The following is a 21,311-nucleotide window of genomic DNA, read 5'->3' as shown; positions in this document are numbered from 1 at the left end:
CTCAGCCCCGTTCCTTCGCGCTCCGCTCCACACAGAACTCGTTCCCCTCGGGGTCGGCCAGCGTCTGCCAGCCGCGCCCGTCGGGCTGCCGCATGTCGTTGACGAGCGTGGCCCCGAGCGCGATCAGCCGCTCGACCTCCTCGTCGCGCGTGCGGTCCTGCGGCTGTACGTCGAGATGGACCCGGTTCTTGATGGTCTTGCTCTCCGGCACGGTGACGAAGAGGATCGGCGTCCCCTCGTACTCGACCAGCGCCTCCGGATCCCCGGGAGCGTCCTCGTCGGACACCTTCCCGCCGGTGACCTCCGCCCAGAACTGGGCCTGGGCGTAGGCGTCATGGCAGTCGAAGGTGATGTGGCGCACGTGTGAGGTCATGGTCGGCATCGTCTCCGCGCCCTTCTCGTACGGTCAACCGGGTTGTTACGCGACGGGCCGCGGGGCGCGGACCGGGGTGGCCGTGGCGGGTGCGGCCGTGGCGGGTGCGGTGGTGCCCAGCGGCGCGGACGTGCGGGTCTCGCGCAGGACCAGCGCCCCGGTGGCCGCGATCAGGGCCGCGGTCAGACCGTGGATGCCGAACGCGGCGGCCGCGGAGCCGTGATGGGTCAGCACGTTGATCATGTCGCCGAACGGGGCGACGGCCTCCATCAGGAGGACCCAGCCCAGCGCGCGCCGGTGCCGCGTCAGCCACAGCGCGACGAGCACCAGGCCCATCGAGAACTCGCGGATGCCCTTCATGACGAGGAAGCCGCCCCCGTCCCCCTCGGGCCAGGTCGGCAGCCCGACCCCGGGCGTGGACGCCGCCGGGAAGAGGATGAACGACAGTCCGAGGTAGAGGACGAACAGGGTGATGACGGCGATCAGGGTGTTGTTGAGGTTCTTCAGCGACATGGCGGATCTCCTTCGGGTTCGTCGTACGGCTGTCTGTGGTCGGTGGTCTGTGGTCTGTGGTCTGTGGGCGGGCTCAGACGAGGGCGGCGACCAGGCAGGCGAAGGAGGCGACGATGACCGCGATGCGGCCGTGGTGCCAGCGGTCCCAGCGCCGCATCTGCTCCTTCCAGTCCGCCGGCCGGTTCTCCGGGGTCCAGTTCTTGGTCCGGTTGTTGATCGGGACGAGCAGGGCGATCGACATGATCACGCTGACGATCAGCAGGACGCCCGAGGCGACGACAAGCCCCGTGCCGTCGCGGTCCCAGCCGGCGACGGCCCATATCGTGACGAGGCCGAGCGAGCCGAAGTACCAGAACGGCATCACCTTGCCGCCCCGGCGGCCGCCGAAGGCGCGGGCGAGCTGACCGGCGTCCTCCGGCAGGGAGTTGACCATCGGATTGATGAAGGCCGGGACGGCGAACTCCACTCCCACCATCACGCCGAGGACCACGGTGGTGATGACCTGCAGTGTGCTGAACATGAGGACCCCTCCGTACGGAATCTAGCGTTGCTAGTCGATGGGGCAACGCTAGCGCTTCTATCGCTCGCTTGTCTAGCGGTGCTAGAATTTCTGTATGTCGGTCAAGGAACGCAAGGAGCGCGAAAGGGCGAGCCGCGAGCGCCTCATCGTGGCGACGGCCCGGGAACTCGCCGAGCAGCAGGGCTGGGACGCGGTCACCACGCGCCGGCTCGCCGAGCGCATCGAATACAGCCAGCCCGTCCTCTACAGCCACTTCCGCGGGAAACGGGAGATCATCGGCGCCGTCGCCCTGGAGGGCGCCACGGAGATGGCGGCGGCGGTGCGCGCCGCGACCACGGGCGTGGACGATCCGCGCGAGCGGGTCACGGCCCTCGCCCGCTGCTATCTGGACTTCGCCGCGCGCAATCCGGCGGTGTACGACGCCATGTTCCAGCTCGACGGCGGCCTGGCGTTCGCGCAGGAGGACACCCCGGCCCAGCTCAAGGACGGCTTCGCCGCGCTGTTCGAGACGCTGGGCCCGGTGGCCGGCGAAGGGGTCGAACCGGGCCTGTTCACCGAGGTGTTCTGGTCCTGCCTGCACGGGATCGCGACCCTGGCCCGCTCCGGGCGGCTGCCCGCGGAGTACACGGAGCAGCGGGTGCGGCTCGTGGTGGACCGGCTCGCTGTGTTCTGAGCAGGCTCGGGCACAAAGACGGAAGGACCCGGGCAGCGTCTTCGCGCTGCCCGGGTCCTTTTCCCCCCGTCCCCCTATGTACGTCGGCCGCGGCGTGGGCTCCCCCTCCCGCGCCGCGGCCGCGATCCCCCGTCAAGGAGAGTCGTTACGCGCCTTCCGAGCCCGCGTGGCTGTCGGTCGGCTTCGCCGGCTCGCTGCCCGCGTGGCTGTCCGTGGGCTTCACGGGCTCGCTCCCGGCGTGGCTGTCCTGCGTGGTGATCTCTTCGTCGTTCTCGGTGGGCTTCTTCGCGGCGTCGCTCATCGTGCTCCCCTGTACGTCGTGATCGATGATGTCGAGCGCCCGTTCGGCGACTCCCCCGAGGACCGCCGAACGGGCGTTCTGGACCGCCCACCTTAGAACGTGGGCCTTCCCGGCGAACCGTCTGCCCCCCGACGCAACGGGCCGCTGATTCAGAGCATGGGGGAGCGGCATAAACGATTGATGAACGCCGTTGACCCGAACCGGAGCAGAGCCTTCCGGGGGGCGGTCGTCAGGCCGCCGCGAGCGGCGTGAGCAGGCCCTGGATCTCCGCTGCCTCGGGGGAGTTGGTCTCCTCGTACAGACCGAGTGCCTCGCGCCAGCAGGCCCGTGCGCGGTCCGTCTGGCCGAGGGAGTCGAGCGCCCTGCCGAGCGCGGTCAGGACGTTGGCACGGGCCCAGTCGCCGCCGATGCAGCCGAGCGACAGGGCCTGTTCGGCGTGCAGCGCGGCCGGTGACGGGCGGCGTGCGGCGAGGTGGGCCTGGGCGATCCGCAGATGCGTGGTGCCCTCCCACAGCCGCTGCCGGTTCTCGGTGAACACCGTGAGCGCGGACTGGAGTTCCTCCAGCGCATCGGCCGGACGGGCCGCCGCCGTGAGGGCGATGCCCAGGGCGAGGCGCGCGTTCGCCAGCCGGACGGTGAGGCCCAACTCGTCGTAGATCCCCATCCCTTGCTCGGCGAGCTTCACCGCACCCGATGTGTCGCCCATCGCGACGAGGATGCGCGAGAGGTTGCACAGCGCGCTGGCCTCGCCAGGACCGTTCCCGTCGGCGCTGAACGCCTCGATCGCGTCCCGCAGGTACCGCTCGCCATCCGCGTACTCCTTGCGGTAGAGCGCGAGGATGCCGCTCTCGTTGGGCGCGTTGGCCGCGGTCCAGGGGTCGCCGGCGGCCCGGCCGAGCGCGGCGGCCCGCCGCGCCTCCTCGGCCGCCTCGTCGAAGCGTCCCAGCCGGCTGTGCACCTGGCTGAGCGTGGTGCGGGCCCGGCCCTCGGCGCGCGGGGAGCCCGCGCAGGCCTCGGCGGCGGCCTGCGCCGCGGACTCGTACGGCCGCGAACTCGCCCCGGACTCCCCGAGATCCTTGGCCACGAGCAGCAGGTCCACGGCACGCTCCAGGCTCTCGCCGTGCAGCGACTGCCGTACGCAGGACAGGATGCAGTTGGCCTCGGAGTGCAGCCAGTCCAGGGCGTCCTCGCCGCTGGTGAAGGTCAGCCCCGGGTGGCTGGTCGGCGCGAGGTGCGAGGTGGTGCGGTCGCCGGGCCGCTCGATCGCGTACACCTGGGCCGCGGTCGCCAGATAGAAGTCGAGCAGCCGCGACTGCGCGGCCGTGCACTCGCTCGGCGGCTGCTCGTCGCGCTCCGCACAGGAACGCGCGTAGAGGCGGACGAGGTCGTGGTAGCGGTAGCGGCCGGGCGCGGCGGACTCCACGAGCGAGGCGTCGACGAGGGATTCGAGGAGATCCTCGGTGTCCTCCTCGGGCAGATCGAGGACGGCGGCCGCGGCCGCGAGCGAGATGTCGGGCCCGTCCGCGAGGCCCAGGAGGCGGAACGCGCGCGCCTGCGCGGGCTCCAGCTGTCCGTAGCCCAGCTCGAAGGTGGCCTTCACGGCCAGGTCGCCCGCCTGCAGTTCGTCCAGACGGCGCCGCTCGTCGGCGAGCTTCGCCGCGAGCACCGAGACCGTCCAGGTGCGGCGGGAGGCGAGCCGCGATGCGGCGACGCGTATCGCGAGCGGCAGGAAACCGCAGGCCGCGACGACGTCGAGGGCGGCCTCGCGCTCGGCACCCACCCGCTCCTCGCCGACGATGCGGGTGAAGAGCTGCAGCGCCTCGTCGGGCGCCATCACATCGAGGTCGACGAGATGCGCGCCCGCGAGATCCACCATGCGGTGCCGCGAGGTGACGAGGGCCGCGCAGCCCGGGGTGCCGGGGAGCAGCGGGCGGATCTGGGCGGCGTCGCGCGCGTTGTCCAGGAGGACGAGGACGCGGCGGCCGTCGAGCAGCGAGCGGAACAGGGCACCGCGCTCGTCGAGAGACTTGGGCATGTCCGCGTCGGCGGTGCCGAGGGCCCGCAGGAACGCGCCGAGCACCGCCTGCGGTTCGGCGACGCGCGGCCCGGTGCCCTGCAGGTTGAAGTACAGCTGCCCGTCGGGGAAGGACGCGCGCGCGGCGTGCGCGACATGCACGGCGAGCGTCGTCTTGCCCACGCCGCCGATGCCCGCGACCGCGGACACGGCCATGACCTGGCCCTCGGCGGAGGCGAGGACGTCGCGCAGCTCGGCAACGAAGGACGTGCGCCCGGTGAAGTCGGAGACGGTCGCGGGGAGCTGAGCCGGTCTCACCGTCACGGCGGCCGGTTCGGCGAGCGGCGCCTCGGGCTCCGCGAGCGCCGGGTCGGCCTGCAGGATCCGCTGGTGCAGCTCGGCCAGGCCCTGGCGCGGATCCACCCCCAGTTCCTCGGTGAGCAGCCGCCGGGTGTCGTCGTACACGGCGAGCGCCTCGGCCTGCCGGCCGCTGCGGTACAGCGCGAGCATCAGCAGCTCGCGCAGCCGCTCGCGCAGCGGGTGCGCGGAGGTCAGGGCGGTCAGCTCGGAGACCGCCTCCGCGTGGCAGCCCTGCTCCAGGTCCATGTCGAGGCGGGATTCGAGGAGTTGCAGGCCCCACTCGACGAGACGGGTGCGCTGGGTGTCCGCGTACGGGCCGGGGACGTTGGCCAGCGGTTCGCCGTCCCACAGTCCGAGCAGCTTGTTGATCAGCGCGCGGGCCTGGCAGAGGTCGCCCGCGGCGCGCGCCTGCTCGGCCTCCGCCCACAGCTCCTCGGCCAGGGCCAGGTCGAGGGCGTCGGCGTCGAAACGCATCGCATAGCCGCCGGACTCGGTCACCAGCGAGTCCTCGTCGAGGATCTTGCGCAGCCGTGAGGCGTACGTGCGCAGCGCGGCCAGCGCCTGCGTCGGGGGCTCGTCGCCCCAGATGCCGTCGATCAGCTCGGCGGCGGTGGCGGTGCGCCCCTGCCGCAGGAGCAGCGCCGCGAGCAGCGCGCGCTGCTGCGGGGAGCCGGTCGGCAGCGAGTCGCCGCCGCGCCAGGCCCGCACCGGCCCGAGCACACTGAACTGCAGCGGCGTACCGGCAGTCATCGCCTCCGGACCTCGCTGGGCCGGCACACGCGGTACACCGTCCATCCTGCTCCCCCTGGCCCCTGGTTTGGCCCTGCTTTGCCCTGTTTCGTGGTAACTCCCGTCGGGTGTACGGGAATCACCTGCCCCAGTTTGCCCTGTGCACGGCCATGACGTCAGCCGCGTGAGGCACCTCTCACGGGGTCCGCACACCGTACGAAGAGTCTGTGCGTGGCGGTAGGAGCGGGGGCGGATGGTGATACGACCGGAACCGAGGCCATCCAGGGAGCTGACGATCCGTCAGATAGGGGCTACCGTGGGGACCATGGAGACCTTCCCGAAGATCATCTCGGTGGACGACCACACGGTTGAGCCCCCCAACGTCTGGCGGGACCGGCTCCCGTCCAAGTACCAGGACATCGGCCCCCGGATCGTACGCGCGCCCTTGAAGGAAATGACCTTCCTGGGTGGCAAGTTCGCACCGGTGATGGGCGCACCCGGAGACGACGGGCCGATCGGCGACTGGTGGGTCTACGAGGACCTGCACCGCCCGCTCACCCGCCTCGACACGGCCGTCGGCTACGACAGGGACGAGATCAAGCTCGAGGTCATCACGTACGAGCAGATGCGCCCGGGCAGCTTCTCGGTGCCCGAGCGGCTCGCGGACATGGACATCAACCACGTCCAGTCCGCGGTCTGCTTCCCGACCTTCCCGCGCTTCTGCGGCCAGACCTTCACCGAGGCCAAGGACCGCGAGCTCGGACTGCTCGGCGTGAAGGCGTACAACGACTGGATGGTGGAGGAGTGGTGCGGCCCGGACGCGCAGGGCCGGCTCATCCCGCTCACGCTCATCCCGCTCTGGGACGCGCGGCTCGCGGCCGAGGAGGTCCGGCGCAACGCGGCCCGCGGCGTCCGCGCCGTCGCCTTCTCCGAGATACCCCCGCACCTGGGGCTGCCCTCCATCCACACGGACGAGTGGGACCCGTTCCTGGAGGCGTGCAACGAGACCGGCACGGTCATCGCGATGCACATCGGCTCGTCCTCGCGGATGCCCTCGACCTCCGCCGACGCCCCGCCGGCCGTCGGCTCCACCATCACCTTCGCCAACTGCTGCTTCTCGATGGTCGACTGGCTGATGAGCGGCAAGTTCGAGCGCTTCCCGAACCTGAAGATCATGTACGCGGAGGGCCAGATCGGCTGGATCCCGTACATCCTGGAGCGCGCGGACGTGGTCTGGGAGGAGAACCGGGCCTGGGGCGGGGTCGCCGACAAGGTGCTCCGGCCGCCGTCCGAGCTGTTCGCCGAGCACGTCTACGGCTGCTTCTTCGACGACGCCTTCGGCCTGAAGAACCTCGACGCGATCGGCGTCAAGAACGTCCTCTACGAGACGGACTACCCGCACTCCGACTCCACCTGGCCCAAGTCCAAGGAGGTCGGCGAGTCCCAGATGGGCCACCTGGCCCCGGATGTCGTGGACCAGCTGGTGCGCAGCAACGCGATCGAACTGCTCGGGCTCACCGAGGACGGGCTGTGGGGGCCGTCGGCGCCCAGGGCGTAGGCGGGCGGGAGCGGCCGGGGCGGCCGGGTACCGGGTGCGTGGCCGCGGCCTCGGCAGGGGAGAACCTCCGCATGACTCTCACTCCTGCCGAGGCCGAGAAGATCCTCGCCGCCAACTTCGCACCCTGGGTGCTGGATCTGGGCCTCACCGTCGTCGGAACCGGCGAACTGAGCGCCGTCCTGCGGCTGCCGTGGTCCTCGCGGCTCGCCCGTGAGGGCGGCGGACTCTCGGGCCAGGCCCTGATGGCGGCCGCGGACACGGCGACCGTGATCGCCGTGGCCGCGGCGCGCGGCGGCTTCGTGCCGATGACCACGGTCCAGCAGTCGACCTCGTTCCAGCGCGCGGTCCTCGACGCGGACGTCCGGATCGAGGCCCGTGTCACCAAGCTCGGCCGCAGGATGGCCTTCGCCGACGTCGACATGACGGCGGAGGGCGCGACGGAGCCGGCGGCGCGGGCGAGCACGGTGTACGCGCTCCTGGGCTGAGTCGCCTGCACGCGCATCCCGTGCCCGGCTCCCCGCTCGCACCCCTTGCCTGATGAACCGTCAGGTACCACGATGTGCCGGTACCTGGATATGACGGTTCGTCAGATGAGGGGTGTGCGGCATGGTGTACGAACAGGGGCGGCTGGTGTACGGCATGCAGCTGCCGGTCCAGGCGCAGAGCGCCATCTTCGCCGAGGAGTGGGAAGCCCAGGCGGGGCCCGCCGAACTGGTCGAGATCGCCCGCACCGCCGACCGGGCCGGCTTCGACTACATCGCCAACTGCGACCACATCGCCATCCCGCGCCGCCTCGCCGACGCGATGCGCACCACCTGGTACGACCCGGTCGCCACCCTCTCCTACCTGGCCGCCGTCACCGAGCGCGTGAAGCTGCTCAGCCACGTGGCGATCGTCGGCCTGCGCCACCCGCTGGCCGCCGCGAAGGCGTACGCCACCGTCGACCATCTCTCCGGCGGACGGCTGATCCTCGGGGTCGGCGCGGGGCATGTGGAGGAGGAGTTCCAGGCGCTCGGCGTCGACTTCGCGGGGCGCGGCCGCGTCCTGGACGAGACCGTCGACGCCCTCAAGGCCGCGCTCGGCCAGGAGGAGTACCCCGAACACCACGGCGAACGCTTCCGGTTCAGCGGACTCGGCCAGCGCCCGCGCCCCGCGCAGGAGCGCGTGCCGATTTGGGTCGGCGGCTCCTCGCCCGCCGCGATGCGCCGGGCCGCCACGCGCGGCGACGGCTGGCTGCCGCAGGGAGACCCGCGGACCAAACTGCCCGCGAAGATCGCGAAACTGAAGGAGCTGCGCGAGGCGGCGGGCGTCGGCACCCCGCTCGTCATCGGCACGATCACCGAGCCGCTCTACATCGGTGAACCCGCTTTCGACGCCGGACCGTGGACCATCAGCGGCAAGGCGGAGGCGGTCGCGGACTCCCTGCGCGCCTACGGCGCGATGGGCGTCCACCAGATCCAGATCCGCTTCCCGAACCGGAGCCTCGCCGAACTCACCGACCAGATGGCGGCGTTCGGCGCCGAGGTCGCGCCGCTCCTCAACGACTGACCCTCTTCTTCGCTCCCCGCACCCCTCAACCAAGGAGAACCCGCATGGGCAAGCTCGACGGACGTGTCGTATTCATCACCGGCGCCGCGCGCGGTCAGGGAGAGCAGGAGGCGCGGCTGTTCGCGGCCGAGGGTGCCAAGGTCGTGCTCGCCGACGTGCTCGACGAGCAGGGGGAGGCGGTCGCCAAGGAGATCGGCGACGCCGCGGTCTATGTCCACCTCGACGTGAGCCAGGAGGAGCAGTGGCAGGCCGCCGTCGAGACCGCCAAGGGCGCCTTCGGGAAGATCGACGGGCTGGTCAACAACGCCGGGATCCTGCGCTTCAACGCCCTCGTCGACACCCCGCTCGAAGAGTTCATGACCGTCATCCAGGTCAACCAGGTCGGCGCCTTCCTCGGCATCAAGACCGTCGCGCCCGTGATCGGTGAGGCGGGCGGCGGCACGATCGTGAACACCGCCTCGTACACGGGCCTGACCGGCATGGGCGCCGTCGGCACGTACGCCGCGACCAAGCACGCCATCGTCGGCCTCACCCGCGTCGCGGCCCTGGAGCTGGCCGGCATGAACATCCGGGTCAACGCGGTCTGCCCCGGCGCGATCGACACCCCGATGTCCAACCCCGCGCAGCTCGACCCGGACGTCGACCAGGACGAGATGACCGCCGCGCTCGACGAGCTCTACCGCAAGCTCGTCCCGCTCGGCCGCGTGGGCCGGGCCAAGGAGGTCGCGGACCTGGCGCTGTTCCTGTCCGGGCCCGACTCCTCGTACATCACCGGGCAGCCGTTCGTCGTGGACGGCGGCTGGCTTGCCGGCGTCAGTGTCATATAGGTGTCCGTCCGCAGGGACCTGACGGGCCGTCAGTATTGACGGCCCGCACGGGTGGTGAAACAGTGCGAAGCGGCTCATCTGACGGGTCGTCAGAAATGGGCGGCGTCAGACATCGATGTGCGGGACCGATTGAGGACGGTGAACCTCCGTGGAATTCGGGATATTTGTCCAGGGGTACGTGCCCGACACCCGACGTGCCGTGGACCCGCAGGCCGAGCACCACGCCCTCATGGACGAGACCGAGTACGTCATCCAGGCGGACAAGTCCGGCTTCAAGTACGCCTGGGCCTCCGAGCACCACTTCCTGGAGCAGTACTCGCACCTGTCCGCCAACGAGGTCTTCCTCGGCTACCTCGCCCACGCCACCGAGCGCATCCACCTCGGCTCGGGCATCTTCAACCCGCTCGCCAAGGTCAACCACCCGGTGAAGGTCGCCGAGAAGGTGGCCATGCTGGACCACCTCTCCAAAGGGCGCTTCGAGTTCGGTACGGGCCGCGGCGCGGGAAGCCACGAGATCCTCGGCTTTCTGCCCGGCATCGAGGACATGAACGCCACCAAGGAGATGTGGGAGGAGACCGTCGCGGAGTTCCCGAAGATGTTCCTCCAGGAGGAGTACGAGGGCTTCCAGGGCAAGCACTGGTCGCTGCCGCCGCGCAAGGTCTTCCCGAAGCCGTACGGCCCCTCGCACCCGGCCATGTGGTACGCGGCCGGATCCCCGTCCTCGTACGCGATGGCCGCCAAGAAGGGGCTCGGTGTCCTCGGGTTCAGCGTGCAGCGCGTGCAGGACATGGAGTGGGTCCTCGAGCAGTACAAAGGCGCGATCACCGAGGCCGAACCGGTCGGCGGCTTCGTCAACGACAACGTCATGGTGACGACGACCGCGATCTGCGCCGAGACGCACGAGAAGGCCGTGCAGATCGCCGTGAACAGCGGGCTCAACCGGCTGCAGTCGCTCGTCTTCTACTACCACGACACCTTCCCCAAGCCCGAGGGCCTGCCCGTCTGGCCCGAGATGCTGCCCGACTTCAACGAGGAGATCGTCGAACTCCTCATCGAGGAAGAGCTGCTGGTCTGCGGCGACCCCGACGAGGTGCTCGCCCAGTGCAGGCGCTGGGAGCAGGCCGGCGCCGACCAGCTCTCCTTCGGCATCCCGGTCGGGGTGGCGAAGGAGGACGTGCTCACCACGCTGAAACTCGTCGGCGAGCACGTCATCCCGGAGATCGACACGGATCCGGTGCACCGGACCACAAGGTTCCGGCAGACGGCCTAGGCCCTGTCCGCAGGCCCTGGCGCCGTCGCCCGGGAGCGGGACGGTGCGTCTTCCCGGACCGCACCCTCCCGTACGACCCGGCCGGATCCCCGCACGGTGGCGGCCACACCGGCGGGGACCCGGCCGGGACACACGCACGACCCCACGTACAGAACCCCATGGACAGCACCCCACGTACAGGAAACGCACCGCACCCGAAGGGACCCGTCATGCTCGACCACCTGATCAAGGGCGCGACCGTAGTCGACGGCACCGGCGCCCCCGCACGCACGCTGGACGTGGGGATCCGCGACGGCCGGATCGCCGTGATCGCGGAGCCGGGGACGATCGCCGAGGAGGCGCGCACCAGCGAGGACGCCACCGGCAAGGTGCTCGCGCCCGGCTTCGTCGACCCGCACACCCACTACGACGCCCAGCTCTTCTGGGACCCGTACGCGACCCCGTCCCTCAACCACGGCGTCACCACGGTCGCGGGCGGCAACTGCGGCTTCACGCTCGCGCCGCTCAACCCCGCGCGGCCCGAGGACGCGGACTACACGCGGCGGATGATGTCGAAGGTCGAGGGCATGTCCCTGGTCGCCCTGGAGGAGGGCGCGCCCTGGAACTGGTCCAGTTTCGGCGAGTACCTGAACGCGCTGGACGGCCGGATCGCCGTCAACGCCGGGTTCATGGTGGGGCACTGCGCGATACGCCGGTACGTGATGGGGGAGGACGCGGTCGGCGGACAGCCCACCGAAGAGCAGCTGCAGCAGATGCTCGACCTGCTGCACACCGCCATGGACGAGGGCGCGTGGGGTCTGTCCACCACCCAGTCGTCCACGCACTCCGACGGCAACGGGCAGCCGGTCGCCTCCCGGCACGCGAAGCGGGAAGAGCTGATCGCGTTCTCCCAGGCCGTCGGTGAGCACGAGGGCACCCAGCTCGAAGCGATCGTGGCGGGCTGCCTCGACCAGTTCAGCGACGACGAGATCGATCTCTTCGTGGACATGAGCGCGGCCGCCGGACGGCCCCTCAACTGGAACGTCCTCACCATCGACGCCGCCGTCCCCGAGCGGGTGCCGCGCCAGATCATCCCCTCCGAGCGGGCCCGCAAGGCCGGCGGCCGGATCGTGGCGCTCACCATGCCGATCCTCGCGCCCATGAACATGTCCCTCGGCACGTTCTGCGCCCTCAACCTCATCCCCGGCTGGGGCGAGATCCTCGGTCTTCCCGTCCCCGAGCGGATCGCGAAGCTGCGGGACCCTGAGGTGCGGGCCGAGATGCTGCGGCGCGCCGACTCCAAGGAGGCGGGTGTCTTCCGGCGGCTCGCGAACTTCGGGCGGTACGTCATCGGCGACACGTACTCCAAGGAGAACGAGGGCCTCAGCGGCCGTGTCGTGGGCGACATCGCGGCCGAGCGCGGCCAGGACGCCTTCCAGTGCCTGGTCGAGATCTGCGCCAACGACGAGCTGCGTACGGTCCTGTGGCCCATGCCGACCGACAACGACCCGGCCTCCTGGGAGCTGCGCAAGGAGTCCTGGGAGCACGAGGACATCATGCTCGGCGGCTCCGACGCCGGTGCCCATCTGGACCGCATGTGCGGAGCCCCGTACACGACGCGCTTCATCGGTGACTGTCTGCGCGGCCGCAAGCTGGCGGGCCTGGAGCAGGCGGTCAAGATGCTCACCGACGACCCGGCGCGGCTCTTCGGACTCATCGACCGCGGCCGGATCCAGGAGGGCTACTTCGCCGACCTGGTCCTGTTCGACCCCGAGAAGATCGACGCCGGCAAGGCCACGCTGGTCCACGACCTGCCCGGCGACAGCCCCCGTCTCGACTCCAAGGCCATCGGCATCAACGCCGTGTGGGTCAACGGCGTCGAGGCCATCCGTGAGGACGTCGTGACCGGTGCCGTTCCCGGCAAGGTCCTGCGTTCCGGCCAGGACACCAGGACGGTGAGCACCAATTGACTGCTCCCTGTCCCTGAAGGGGCAGCTCTCCTTCAGGGACAGTGGGATTTCTAGCTCACGCTGCCAGACGGGGCAGCGCCCCGTCTGGTCTTCCGCGATCAACGCCAGCCGGGTTCAGACCTGCCCGGACGAGCATCACGTAAGCAGAGTTCTTGTCCCTGGGGGACACGAGCCCGCACGCGGTGCACGTATACGTGCGTTCGGAAAGAGGTAGAGCGTGCTTGGTTCTCGCACCGCACTGCGCGCAGTCCATTGTGGTGTGCGCGGGGTGCACGAGGCGAACGTCCCGCCCGTGCTTGCGACCCATCTCGACAAGGGCCATCTTTGTCGCACCGATTGCCGCATCAGCGGCCTTGCGCGCCATGGTCGACTTCGCGAGGAACCTCGGACGGAAGTCCTCCACTGCCAGCACGTCATGGTCGGTCACAACAGCCTTGGCCCACTTGCGTGCAGTGTCCTGTCGCTGTCGGGCAACCTTCTTGTGCAGTTTCGCTGCCTGTTTCTGTGCACGGCGATAGCCCTTGGACTGCGCTTTGCCTTTCGGGCGACGGCGGCGCGCCATCTGCCGTTGGTAATGCCTAAGCCGGTCGGACGCCTTCTTGCCGTGCTCAGCATGTGGGAGATCATGCGCGGCGCTGGTGGTGGTCGCCGTCTCAGTGACTCCCCAGTCCACGCCGATGACCGCTCCGGTCTCCGGCAGTGGCTGAACACTTGCCGGGACGACGAACGAGGCGTACCAGTGGCCGAGGTTGTCCCGGTGGATTCGTACGCTCGATGGAGCAGCCGGCAGGTCGCGGGACCAGACCACGCTCAGCACGATCCCACCGGCCAGATGCAGACGATCCTCCAGCAACCGAAATCCGCGCCGCGTGTAGTTGAGCGTCGGGAGTGCTTCCCGCTTCTTCTTGGCGCGGGGCATTCCGGCCCGCTGTTTCATCGGCAACCGGGCCTTCATGTCATTTTGAGCCTTCGCTCTCGAAGCGCTGAAGTCCCGAATCGTTTGTTGCTGCGGGACAGAGCTTCCTTCGCGCAGCCAGGGCGTCGTGGCACGGGCGCTGGTCAGCATCTTGTCGAGCTGAGCGGGTCCACAGGTCCGCTGCTCGCCGGTGGTTTTGTTGCGCAGATGCATGGCCGTGGACTTGGCCACGCATTCATTCCAGATCCAGCGGCACCGGTCCCATTCCGCCTCAAGAGCCGAGCGAGCGGTCGACGACACGCGCAGGCGGTACGTGTACCGGGCAAACCCGGTCACCACCTTCGCCGTTTCTGGTGTCGTCTTCATCGCCTCCAACATACCTAGGAGGTATGACAGTTGAGTCCAAGTTGCCCATTTCCACGCATCTTCGGAGGCTTTCAGTGACCGATGGTCAGCGCCTGTTCATAGGCGGTGAGTGGGTCGAGCCCGAGGGCGGCCACTACGAAGTGATCAACCCGGCGACCGAGGAGGCCGTCGGGCTCGCCCCCGAGGCGTCGCGTGCGCAGGTGTACGAGGCGGCGGCCCGCGCACGGGAGGCGTTCGAGACCTGGTCGCGGACGAAGCCCGAGGAGCGGGCGGCGATCCTCGCGCGGACCGCGGAGATCATCCACGCGAACTCCGCCGAATACGCCGAACTGGCCCGCGCCGAGACCGGCGCCACCACCGGTACCGCGCGCGGTATGCAGGTCGCGGTCGGTACGGCGCGCTTCAGCCGGTACGCGAAGGGGGCGCTCGAACCCGTCGAGCACGCGTTGCCGCCGCAGATCAACGAGGCGGGCCCGATGGGCAAGGCGGGCGCGTTCGGGGCCCTGGAGGTACGGGCCCCGGTCGGCGTCGTCACCTGCATCACCTCGTACAACAACCCGTGGGCGAACCCCGCGGGCAAGGTGGCACCGGCGCTCGCGATGGGCAACACGGTCGTGGTGAAGCCCGCGCCGCAGGACCCGCTCTCCGTGTTCAAGATGGCCCAGGCGCTGGAGCAGGCGGGCGCCCCGGCCGGTGTCGTGAACGTCGTCTCGGGTACGTCGGTGGACGTGGGGCAGGCGGCCGTCGACTCCCCGGACGTCGACATGGTGAGCTTCACGGGGTCGACGTCCGTGGGCCAGGCGATCGGCGAGGTCTGCGGGCGCACGATGAAACGCCAGCTCATGGAGCTCGGCGGCAAGGGCGCGGCGATCGTCCTCGACGACGCGGACCTGGACGCGGCGATGATGGGCATCGGCACGACGTACGCCTTCTACAGCGGGCAGATCTGCACGGCACCCACGCGTGTCCTGGCCCACCGCTCGGTCTACGAGCAGCTCATCGAGAAGCTCACCCAGTACATCGGCTTCATGAAGGTCGGCGACCCGGCGGCCAAGGGCACGGTGGTCGGCCCGGTCATCTCCGCCGCGCACCGCGACCGCGTCGAGTCCTACATCGAGCTCGGCAGGAAGGAGGGCGCGCGGCTGGTGGCGGGCGGCGAGCGGCCGGCCATGGACCGCGGCTTCTACGTGGCCCCGACCCTCTTCGCGGACTGCACCAACGACATGCGCATCGTCCGCGAGGAGATCTTCGGCCCGGTCGTCGTGGTCGTCCCCTTCGACGACGAGGAGGAAGCCATCCGCCTCGCCAACGACAGCGACTACGGCCTCCTGTCCTACGTCTGGTCCGGCGACGTGGCCCGCGCCTTCCGCGTGGGCCGCCGTCTGCGCTCGGGTGGCGTCGGCATCAACACGATCGGCCGCAACATGGAGGCCCCGTTCGGCGGCTTCAAGCAGTCGGGGGTGGGGCGGGACTGCGGGTCGTACGCGCTGGCGGCCTACAGCGAGCTGCAGTCGGTGGTCTGGACCACCTGAAGCGGGGCGGTGGCCGAGCAGGAGTCACCGGAAAATTTAGAACCTGTACAAAACGGAGAGTGCTGCGGTTTCCGCGTAGCGGAATTCCTTGGTTTCACCGGCCGTTGGGCCCGTGACCGGGAGCTTTCGCGTTCGCAACCGTGGAAACCGCAGCACTTAACGTCCTGTTCATGACGCAGCTGGATGCCCGGCCCCAGGCCGGAGACGCGGTACGGACGGTCGCCACCGACGGCGACGGGCAGGACGGTGTCCGTGCCAAAGGGCTCGGCAAGAACTCCGTCGGCCTGACCGGAAGCGCCGTCATCGGCATCTCCACGGTCGCCCCCGTCTACTGCCTGACCTCGACCCTCGGCTCCACCGCCGGCGAGGTCGGCGTGCAGATGCCCGCGATCTTCCTCGCGGGCTTCCTGCCGATGCTGCTCGTGGCCTTCGCCTACCGCGAGCTCAACAAGTCCATGCCGGACTGCGGCACCTCGTTCACCTGGACCGTGAAGGCCTTCGGGCCGAGGATCGGCTGGATGTGCGGCTGGGGTCTGGTGATCGCCACGATCATCGTGCTCTCCAACCTCGCGGGCGTGGCCACCTCGTATTTCTGGCTGCTGGCCGGTGAGATCACCGGCAACCCCGACGTCGCGGCCCTCGACGGCAACAAGGCCGTCCACATCGTCACCTGTCTCGCCCTGATCGCCTTCGCCACGGCCGTGAGCTACCGCGGCATGACGGCCACGAAGGGCGTGCAGTACGCGCTCGTGGGACTCCAGCTGGTCGTCCTGGCGCTCTTCGTCGTGATGGCGCTGCAGAAGGCCGACTCCTTCGCGACGAGCGTGGACTTCTCGTGGTCCTGGCTGAACCCGTTCGCGGTCGGCTCGTTCGCCGCTTTCACCGCGGGGCTCTCGCTGTCGATCTTCATGTTCTGGGGCTGGGACGCCTGTCTCACCGCCAACGAGGAGACCATCGGCTCCGAGAAGACCCCCGGCCGCGCGGCCCTCGTCTCGATGATCGTCCTCGTCGGCTCCTACCTCGCCACGGGCATCGCCGCCCAGATGGCCGTCGGCGCCGGCGACAAGGGCCTCGGCCTCGCCAACCCCGACACCTCGGACAACGTCTTCGCCGCGCTCGCGGGACCGGTCATGGGCCCGGGGCTCGGCATCCTGCTCTTCGTCGCGGTCCTCGCCTCCGCCGCCGCGAGCCTGCAGACCACCTTCATCCCGGTGGCCCGCACGGTCCTCGCGATGTCCGCGTACGAGGCCCTGCCGCCCTCGTACGCGAAGACCCACCCGCGCTTCAAGACGCCCGGCCGCGCCACCGTCATGGCGGGCGTCGCGACCGGCGTCTTCTACACGGTGATGACGCTGGTCAGCGAGCACGTCCTGGTCGACACGATCTACGCGCTCGGCCTCATGATCTGCTTCTACTACTCGATCACGGCCTTCGCCTGCGCCTGGTACTTCCGCCACGAACTGACCCGCTCGCCCCGCGACCTCGTCTTCAAGGGCGCCTTCCCGGTCCTCGGCGGCCTCCTGCTCGCGGCCGTCTTCGCCAAGACGCTCTACGACATGTGGGACCCGGCGTACGGCAGCGGATCGTCCGTCCTCGGCGTCGGCTCGGTCTTCGTCATCGGCGTGGGCCTGCTGGCCCTGGGCCTGGTCATCATGCTGGTGATGCAGCACCGCAGCCCGGCCTTCTTCCGCGGCGAGGTGCTCACGAAGGAGACGCCGGCGCTGGTCGTGGAGGACTGAGCGCACCCGTACGGCGAAGGGCCCTGCCGGCACCACCGGCAGGGCCCTTCTGCGTGGCCGCCCGGTGTCAGCGGCCCAGGAAGATCGGATTCGTGAACGCCGCGAGGGCGCCCGGCAGCGGGGGAAGCTGGGCCGCGTGGCGGACCTCTGCGCGTACGTACGAGGCGTACGAAGCCGTCGTGCGCCACTCGGCCGTGAGCGTGCCCGAGTCGGGGACCGTGGCGCTCGTGAAGAGCGTGCCCTGGTCCGTGACGAAGCGGAGGGTGCAGCCCGGGACGCCCTTCGCCTCGAGGCGGACCGTCACCTCGTCGTCGCGGTCCACCTCGAGCCGCCCGCCGATCCCGGCGTGCCTGCCGCGGCCGCCCGCGGCCGAGAAGTCCAGGGAGACGGCCGCGGACTCGGCCACGTACGACCGTCCCGCCTTGATGCCCGCCTGGATCGCCTCACGGGTCAGATCGTCCGCGAGCACCACCGTCTGCGGGGTGCCGATCGCGTCGGCGGGGCTGTGCGCGTCGCTGTTGCCCATGGCCGGGGTCCAGCTGCGCGGGTCGGTCTGGAGGGTGTTGTCCCAGGACTGCAGGGACACTTCGTCGTCCGGCGTGAACGGGCCGTTCCACACCTCCACCGCGTCCGCCTCGCCGAAGCCGAACTTCCAGTTGCAGCCGATACAGGTGGCGTGCGGGTGGGCGGGGACGACGAGGCCGCCGGCGCGACGGACCTCGCGCGCGTAGTGGCCGAAGCGGTTGTCGCGGGCGCGGTAGCGCCAGTCGACCCAGGTGCCGCCGTCCATGCCGAGCGCGACGATGTGACCGTTGCGCGTGGTGATCTCCTCGCCGGTCATGATCAGCAGGTCGTCGCCCGCCTCCGGCGCCCAATGGGCGTGCGCGGAGTGGGTGTTGTGCTCCGAGGAGTTGATGAAGTCGAGGCCCGCCGCCCGCGCGGCCGCCGCGATCTCGGCGAGGGTGCGCTTGCCGTCCGAGTACCAGGAGTGGATGTGGCAGTCGCCCCGGTACCAGGCCCGCCCGCGCCCCTTGGCGCGCTGCGGCGGGTACTTGGGCTTCACGGCCGGCGCCTGCTCCCCGTACTTGAGCGTGATCGTCACCTCGTACGGGAGTCCCTGCGGTGCGACCGTGTAGGGACCCAGCGCGATGTTCCACGTGCCGCGGCGGATCCGGCCCGGGATGTAGCCGGGCGTCGCGTCGTCGGAGCGGATGAAGAACTCCTTGCGCGCACCGCCCGACCAGCCGCGGAAACCGCGCCCGCCGAGCTCGGTGCCGCGCTCGTCGAAGATGCCGATGTCCAGCGCGTTGCCCTGCGTGCCGGCCGGGACCGGCAGCTTCTCGTAGGTGTACGCGACGTGGATCTCGCGTACCCCGTCGGGTACTTGGACGGGCAGATAGACGAAATCGGGTGAGCCGGTGGGCAGGGTGCCGCGCACCACCTTGGTCTCGTCCCCGGCCGGTTCGCGCTCCTCGGCGCTCGCGAAGGTCACGGTGCCCAACGTAAGCGCGCCCGCGGCGCCCGTCACCAGCAACGCGCGTCTGCCCAGGAGGTGTTCACCTCCGTGACTGCCCGCGTGCTCCGTGCAGTTTCCTGACTCGTGTGCCTCGCACATGCCGTCGGCTCCTCGGGTGTCGGAGGCGTTGTGTAGAGCAACCCTCGTATTCAGCCGTGAACCGTGAGGCAAGGGAAGGGGGCGGGACGATGGCGGGTGAGCGCTTTCCGGCCGCTTTCCGGCCATTGGCGCGTGAGCCGCCGTGGGGCAGGTGTGCCGCCCATAGGATGCGGTGGCTTTGCACAGCGTGGTGCGGGCGGGGGAGGGCGTCAGTGGACAGCATCATCGTGGTTCCGGGCGAGCGGTCCGAGCCGCGGGAACAGATCACGCTCGGCCCGGGGGACACCCTGGGATTCGGGCGCTCCCCGCACGCCGGACCGGATACGGACCAGTGGCTGACCATCCCGCACCCCAGCGTCTCCCGAATGGCGGGACTGCTCACGGCGAGCAGCAGCTTCTGGTCGCTGAGCAACCTCAGTGCGACTTCGACCTACGTGGTCGACAACCCCGAGGGCGCCGGCGAACACATCAAGATCGCGCCCGGCCGGCTCGGCGCGCCCATGCCGTTCGAATTCTCGCGGGTCGTCCTGCCCGGAACCGACTGTCTGCTGAGCTTCGACGTCTGGGCTCCGCGCCACGACTACGCAGAGGATCCCGGGGACGGGCTCGCGGCCGTGGGAGAACCCACCGCCCGGGCCTTCCCCCTGGACCGGACGAAGCGCTACTTCCTGGTGCTCGCGGCCCTGTGCGAGGCCCGGCTGCGCGGTGACCCGCACGCCTTCGCCCCCACCGTCGCCCAGCTCACCGAACGCCTGCGGACCGTCTGGCCGGAGGCCACGCGCAGCGCCGTGCAGTGGAACATCGACTACCTGAGCCTCAAGCTGCATCTGCGCCCGGGCCCCGAGGAGCCGGACCCCGACCGCCGGTTGCACGGCAAGAAGGAGGCGCTGATGTCCCTGGCTCTCCGCTTCGACCTGGTGAACGAGGGCGACGTAGGGCTTCTCGCCGGGTCCGTCCGCCTCTGATCCGACCCTGATCCGACCTTCATCCGCCTCTCAGCAGGAGGTGCTTGTCATCACCGGCTCCCTGTCCGTGCCCGAGGGCTACCGCATCGGCCCGTGGACCGTAGGTGCCGTCATCGGCGCGGGCGCATTCGGTGCCGTGTACGCGGCGGAGCGCGCGCCTGAGGACACCGTGCGGTACGAAGGGGCCGGGTCCGTGCCGCCGGTCCGTGCCGCCCTCAAGTTCCTGCCGACCGGCACGCGCACCCCACGCCAGCTGCGTCATCTGCGGGACCTCGCCGAGCGCGAGGTGGAGGTGCTCAGCACGGTCCTCGAACCCCGGCTGATCCGGATGTACGACGTCCTCACCGTCGACGACCCCGGACAACCCGAACTCGACGGCGCCACCGTCCTCGTCCTGGAGCAGGCGGCATCGAGCCTCGACGTGCTGCTCGCCGGGCGCGGCCCGGTGACGGACGGGCCTCCCGGCGCGGCTGCCCCCGTCGCGGAGGGCCTCGTCGCCGAGGGCCCGGAGCTGCTCGCCCAAATCTGCGAGGGGCTCGGCCAGTTGCACCGCGCGGGCTGGGTGCACGGCGACCTCAAGCCCGGCAACGTCCTCCTGATGCCCGACGGCACCGCCCGCCTCGCCGACTTCAACCTCGCGGCCGAACTCGACGGCACCCACGCCTACGCGCCCGCCTTCGCCACGCTCGACTACACCCCGCCGGAGCTGCACTGGTCGCAGGTCGGTGAGCAGGGGCGGCAGATCCGCCCGACCGCGGACATCTGGGCCTTCGGCGTGCTGGCCCACCTGGTGCTCACCGGCGGGCGGCATCCCTTCCCCGGGCCCACCCCGGACGCCCGCAGGGACGCGGCCGTCCGCTACGCACGCGGCAAGGCGGACCTCACGCTGTCCGCCGGACTTCCCCTCGTTTGGCGGGAAATCATCGGTGACTGCCTTGCCCGTACGCATGAGGAGCGGGCCCCGCATGATGCCGCGTCCCTGCTGCCGCGCGTCCGGGAGGCCGCCGCGGGCGGTGTTCCGGTGCAGGCGGGGCGTCGGTCGCGCCGGCGGGCAGGGGTCATCGGAGCGGTCGCCGCTGTCGTCGTCGCGGCGGTGGCGGCGCTCGGGCTGACCCTGGACGATCCGCAGGACAACAAGGCTGCTCCTGAAGGGAAGCCGCCCGCCACGGCGAAGCCGTCCGTCCCGCCCGAGCCCGTCGGCTACGACCGCTGTCTGCCGGGCAGCGTCTGCTTCTTCACGGAGCCGGAGGGGCAGGGCCGCATGTGCGCGTGGGCCGGGGACGACACCAACTGGGCGGCGGGCGAGGACAAGTGCAGCTGGACCGGGAGCGCGGCTGCCAAGTCCGTGTTCAACAACGGGAACACGGGCGAGGAGTTCATCCACGTCCGTTACTTCGGTGCGGAGGAACTCAAGGACCGCCTCGGCTGTGCGCCTGTGGGTGAGCGGAAGGACTTCGCGGAGCCGGTGCGGGTGCGGTCCCACACGTGGGCGAGCAAGTGCTGAAGCCGCGGCCGCGGCCGGTCGTCCCCCCGGACGGCCGGC

At 70.3% G+C, this 21,311-nt stretch carries 18 protein-coding genes; 11 read left to right on the top strand and 7 right to left on the bottom strand.

Annotated elements, in window-relative coordinates; translation table 11 throughout:
• Position 1: 1 nt before the first annotated feature.
• The 3 genes from ACIBI4_RS14305 to ACIBI4_RS14295 all read right to left on the bottom strand — a co-directional run bounded on the left by ACIBI4_RS14305 (position 2) and on the right by ACIBI4_RS14295 (position 1,406).
• Positions 2-373: a VOC family protein gene (locus ACIBI4_RS14305; protein ID WP_399204105.1), complete on the bottom strand. Its 372-nt coding sequence runs from the start codon at positions 371-373 to the stop codon at positions 2-4.
• A 45-nt stretch (positions 374-418) separates the two neighbouring features.
• Positions 419-886 carry a DUF4267 domain-containing protein gene (locus ACIBI4_RS14300; protein ID WP_399204104.1) on the bottom strand — a complete coding sequence of 156 codons (468 nt, stop codon included), beginning with the start codon at positions 884-886 and terminating at the stop codon, positions 419-421.
• 73 nt (positions 887-959) lie between these two features.
• Positions 960-1,406 (bottom strand): anthrone oxygenase family protein, encoded by a 447-nt coding sequence (locus ACIBI4_RS14295; RefSeq protein WP_399204103.1) that lies wholly within the window; start codon positions 1,404-1,406, stop codon positions 960-962.
• A gap of 94 nt (positions 1,407-1,500) precedes the next feature.
• Here ACIBI4_RS14295 and ACIBI4_RS14290 point away from each other — a divergent pair, with 94 nt between their 5' ends.
• Positions 1,501-2,079, top strand: a complete 579-nt coding sequence (locus ACIBI4_RS14290; RefSeq protein WP_399204102.1) for a TetR/AcrR family transcriptional regulator — start codon at positions 1,501-1,503, stop codon at positions 2,077-2,079.
• Positions 2,080-2,224: 145 nt separating this feature from the next.
• Here the strand turns inward: ACIBI4_RS14290 and ACIBI4_RS14285 are convergent, their stop codons facing one another.
• A complete protein-coding gene (locus ACIBI4_RS14285; protein WP_399204101.1) occupies positions 2,225-2,380 on the bottom strand; it encodes a hypothetical protein in 156 nt (51 codons plus the stop codon).
• Positions 2,381-2,609: 229 nt separating this feature from the next.
• Positions 2,610-5,549, bottom strand: coding sequence for a BTAD domain-containing putative transcriptional regulator (locus ACIBI4_RS14280; RefSeq protein WP_399204100.1), 2,940 nt, complete (start codon positions 5,547-5,549; stop codon positions 2,610-2,612).
• 259 nt (positions 5,550-5,808) lie between these two features.
• On the opposite strand from ACIBI4_RS14280, the gene ACIBI4_RS14275 reads away from it, so the two are divergent.
• The 6 genes from ACIBI4_RS14275 (at position 5,809) to ACIBI4_RS14250 (ending at position 12,635) form a co-directional block, all read left to right on the top strand.
• Positions 5,809-7,041 carry an amidohydrolase family protein gene (locus tag ACIBI4_RS14275; RefSeq protein WP_399204099.1) on the top strand — a complete coding sequence of 411 codons (1,233 nt, stop codon included), beginning with the start codon at positions 5,809-5,811 and terminating at the stop codon, positions 7,039-7,041.
• A gap of 71 nt (positions 7,042-7,112) precedes the next feature.
• The gene (locus ACIBI4_RS14270; RefSeq protein WP_399204098.1) at positions 7,113-7,526 is read left to right on the top strand and encodes a PaaI family thioesterase; all 414 of its coding nucleotides are present in this window, start codon (positions 7,113-7,115) and stop codon (positions 7,524-7,526) included.
• 121 nt (positions 7,527-7,647) lie between these two features.
• A complete protein-coding gene (locus tag ACIBI4_RS14265; RefSeq protein WP_399204097.1) occupies positions 7,648-8,589 on the top strand; it encodes an LLM class F420-dependent oxidoreductase in 942 nt (313 codons plus the stop codon).
• A gap of 44 nt (positions 8,590-8,633) precedes the next feature.
• Positions 8,634-9,416, top strand: a complete 783-nt coding sequence (locus ACIBI4_RS14260) for an SDR family NAD(P)-dependent oxidoreductase (protein WP_399204096.1) — start codon at positions 8,634-8,636, stop codon at positions 9,414-9,416.
• Positions 9,417-9,564: 148 nt separating this feature from the next.
• Complete coding sequence (locus ACIBI4_RS14255) at positions 9,565-10,686, top strand: LLM class flavin-dependent oxidoreductase (RefSeq protein WP_399204095.1); 1,122 nt, start codon at positions 9,565-9,567, stop codon at positions 10,684-10,686.
• 209 nt (positions 10,687-10,895) lie between these two features.
• On the top strand, positions 10,896-12,635 hold the full coding sequence (locus ACIBI4_RS14250) for an amidohydrolase family protein (protein WP_399204094.1): 1,740 nt from the start codon (positions 10,896-10,898) through the stop codon (positions 12,633-12,635).
• A gap of 55 nt (positions 12,636-12,690) precedes the next feature.
• Here ACIBI4_RS14250 and ACIBI4_RS14245 read toward each other — a convergent pair whose 3' ends face one another.
• Positions 12,691-13,917, bottom strand: coding sequence for an RNA-guided endonuclease InsQ/TnpB family protein (locus tag ACIBI4_RS14245; protein WP_399204093.1), 1,227 nt, complete (start codon positions 13,915-13,917; stop codon positions 12,691-12,693).
• 74 nt (positions 13,918-13,991) lie between these two features.
• On the opposite strand from ACIBI4_RS14245, the gene ACIBI4_RS14240 reads away from it, so the two are divergent.
• Both ACIBI4_RS14240 and ACIBI4_RS14235 read left to right on the top strand, forming a co-directional pair.
• Positions 13,992-15,449, top strand: a complete 1,458-nt coding sequence (locus ACIBI4_RS14240) for an aldehyde dehydrogenase family protein (RefSeq protein WP_399204091.1) — start codon at positions 13,992-13,994, stop codon at positions 15,447-15,449.
• A 170-nt stretch (positions 15,450-15,619) separates the two neighbouring features.
• Positions 15,620-17,188, top strand: coding sequence for an APC family permease (locus ACIBI4_RS14235; protein WP_399204089.1), 1,569 nt, complete (start codon positions 15,620-15,622; stop codon positions 17,186-17,188).
• 67 nt (positions 17,189-17,255) lie between these two features.
• On the opposite strand, the gene ACIBI4_RS14230 is transcribed toward ACIBI4_RS14235, so the two are convergent.
• Positions 17,256-18,803: a CehA/McbA family metallohydrolase gene (locus ACIBI4_RS14230; RefSeq protein ID WP_399204088.1), complete on the bottom strand. Its 1,548-nt coding sequence runs from the start codon at positions 18,801-18,803 to the stop codon at positions 17,256-17,258.
• Between the two features lie 212 nt (positions 18,804-19,015).
• Here ACIBI4_RS14230 and ACIBI4_RS14225 point away from each other — a divergent pair, with 212 nt between their 5' ends.
• Both ACIBI4_RS14225 and ACIBI4_RS14220 read left to right on the top strand, forming a co-directional pair.
• A complete protein-coding gene (locus ACIBI4_RS14225) occupies positions 19,016-19,768 on the top strand; it encodes an FHA domain-containing protein (RefSeq protein ID WP_399204087.1) in 753 nt (250 codons plus the stop codon).
• A gap of 40 nt (positions 19,769-19,808) precedes the next feature.
• Positions 19,809-21,272, top strand: a complete 1,464-nt coding sequence (locus ACIBI4_RS14220) for a protein kinase (protein WP_399204086.1) — start codon at positions 19,809-19,811, stop codon at positions 21,270-21,272.
• The last annotated feature ends 39 nt before the right edge of the window (positions 21,273-21,311 follow it).

Source organism: Streptomyces sp. NPDC050418, from assembly GCF_044458745.1.
In the GTDB taxonomy this organism is placed as follows: Bacteria; Actinomycetota; Actinomycetes; order Streptomycetales; family Streptomycetaceae; genus Streptomyces.
This window is presented reverse-complemented; position numbering and strand designations above follow the sequence as displayed.

What these genes read in the sequence shown, in the direction of transcription:
- ACIBI4_RS14305 (WP_399204105.1), bottom strand. Translation starts at nt 373, where the DNA reads ATGACCTCACACGTGCGCCACATCACCTTCGACTGCCATGACGCCTAC.
- ACIBI4_RS14245 (WP_399204093.1), bottom strand. Translation starts at nt 13,917, where the DNA reads ATGAAGACGACACCAGAAACGGCGAAGGTGGTGACCGGGTTTGCCCGG.
- ACIBI4_RS14275 (WP_399204099.1), top strand. Translation starts at nt 5,809, where the DNA reads ATGGAGACCTTCCCGAAGATCATCTCGGTGGACGACCACACGGTTGAG.
- ACIBI4_RS14260 (WP_399204096.1), top strand. Translation starts at nt 8,634, where the DNA reads ATGGGCAAGCTCGACGGACGTGTCGTATTCATCACCGGCGCCGCGCGC.
- ACIBI4_RS14230 (WP_399204088.1), bottom strand. Translation starts at nt 18,803, where the DNA reads ATGTGCGAGGCACACGAGTCAGGAAACTGCACGGAGCACGCGGGCAGT.
- ACIBI4_RS14265 (WP_399204097.1), top strand. Translation starts at nt 7,648, where the DNA reads ATGGTGTACGAACAGGGGCGGCTGGTGTACGGCATGCAGCTGCCGGTC.
- ACIBI4_RS14290 (WP_399204102.1), top strand. Translation starts at nt 1,501, where the DNA reads ATGTCGGTCAAGGAACGCAAGGAGCGCGAAAGGGCGAGCCGCGAGCGC.
- ACIBI4_RS14280 (WP_399204100.1), bottom strand. Translation starts at nt 5,549, where the DNA reads ATGGACGGTGTACCGCGTGTGCCGGCCCAGCGAGGTCCGGAGGCGATG.
- ACIBI4_RS14270 (WP_399204098.1), top strand. Translation starts at nt 7,113, where the DNA reads ATGACTCTCACTCCTGCCGAGGCCGAGAAGATCCTCGCCGCCAACTTC.
- ACIBI4_RS14250 (WP_399204094.1), top strand. Translation starts at nt 10,896, where the DNA reads ATGCTCGACCACCTGATCAAGGGCGCGACCGTAGTCGACGGCACCGGC.
- ACIBI4_RS14235 (WP_399204089.1), top strand. Translation starts at nt 15,620, where the DNA reads ATGACGCAGCTGGATGCCCGGCCCCAGGCCGGAGACGCGGTACGGACG.
- ACIBI4_RS14300 (WP_399204104.1), bottom strand. Translation starts at nt 886, where the DNA reads ATGTCGCTGAAGAACCTCAACAACACCCTGATCGCCGTCATCACCCTG.
- ACIBI4_RS14285 (WP_399204101.1), bottom strand. Translation starts at nt 2,380, where the DNA reads ATGAGCGACGCCGCGAAGAAGCCCACCGAGAACGACGAAGAGATCACC.
- ACIBI4_RS14295 (WP_399204103.1), bottom strand. Translation starts at nt 1,406, where the DNA reads ATGTTCAGCACACTGCAGGTCATCACCACCGTGGTCCTCGGCGTGATG.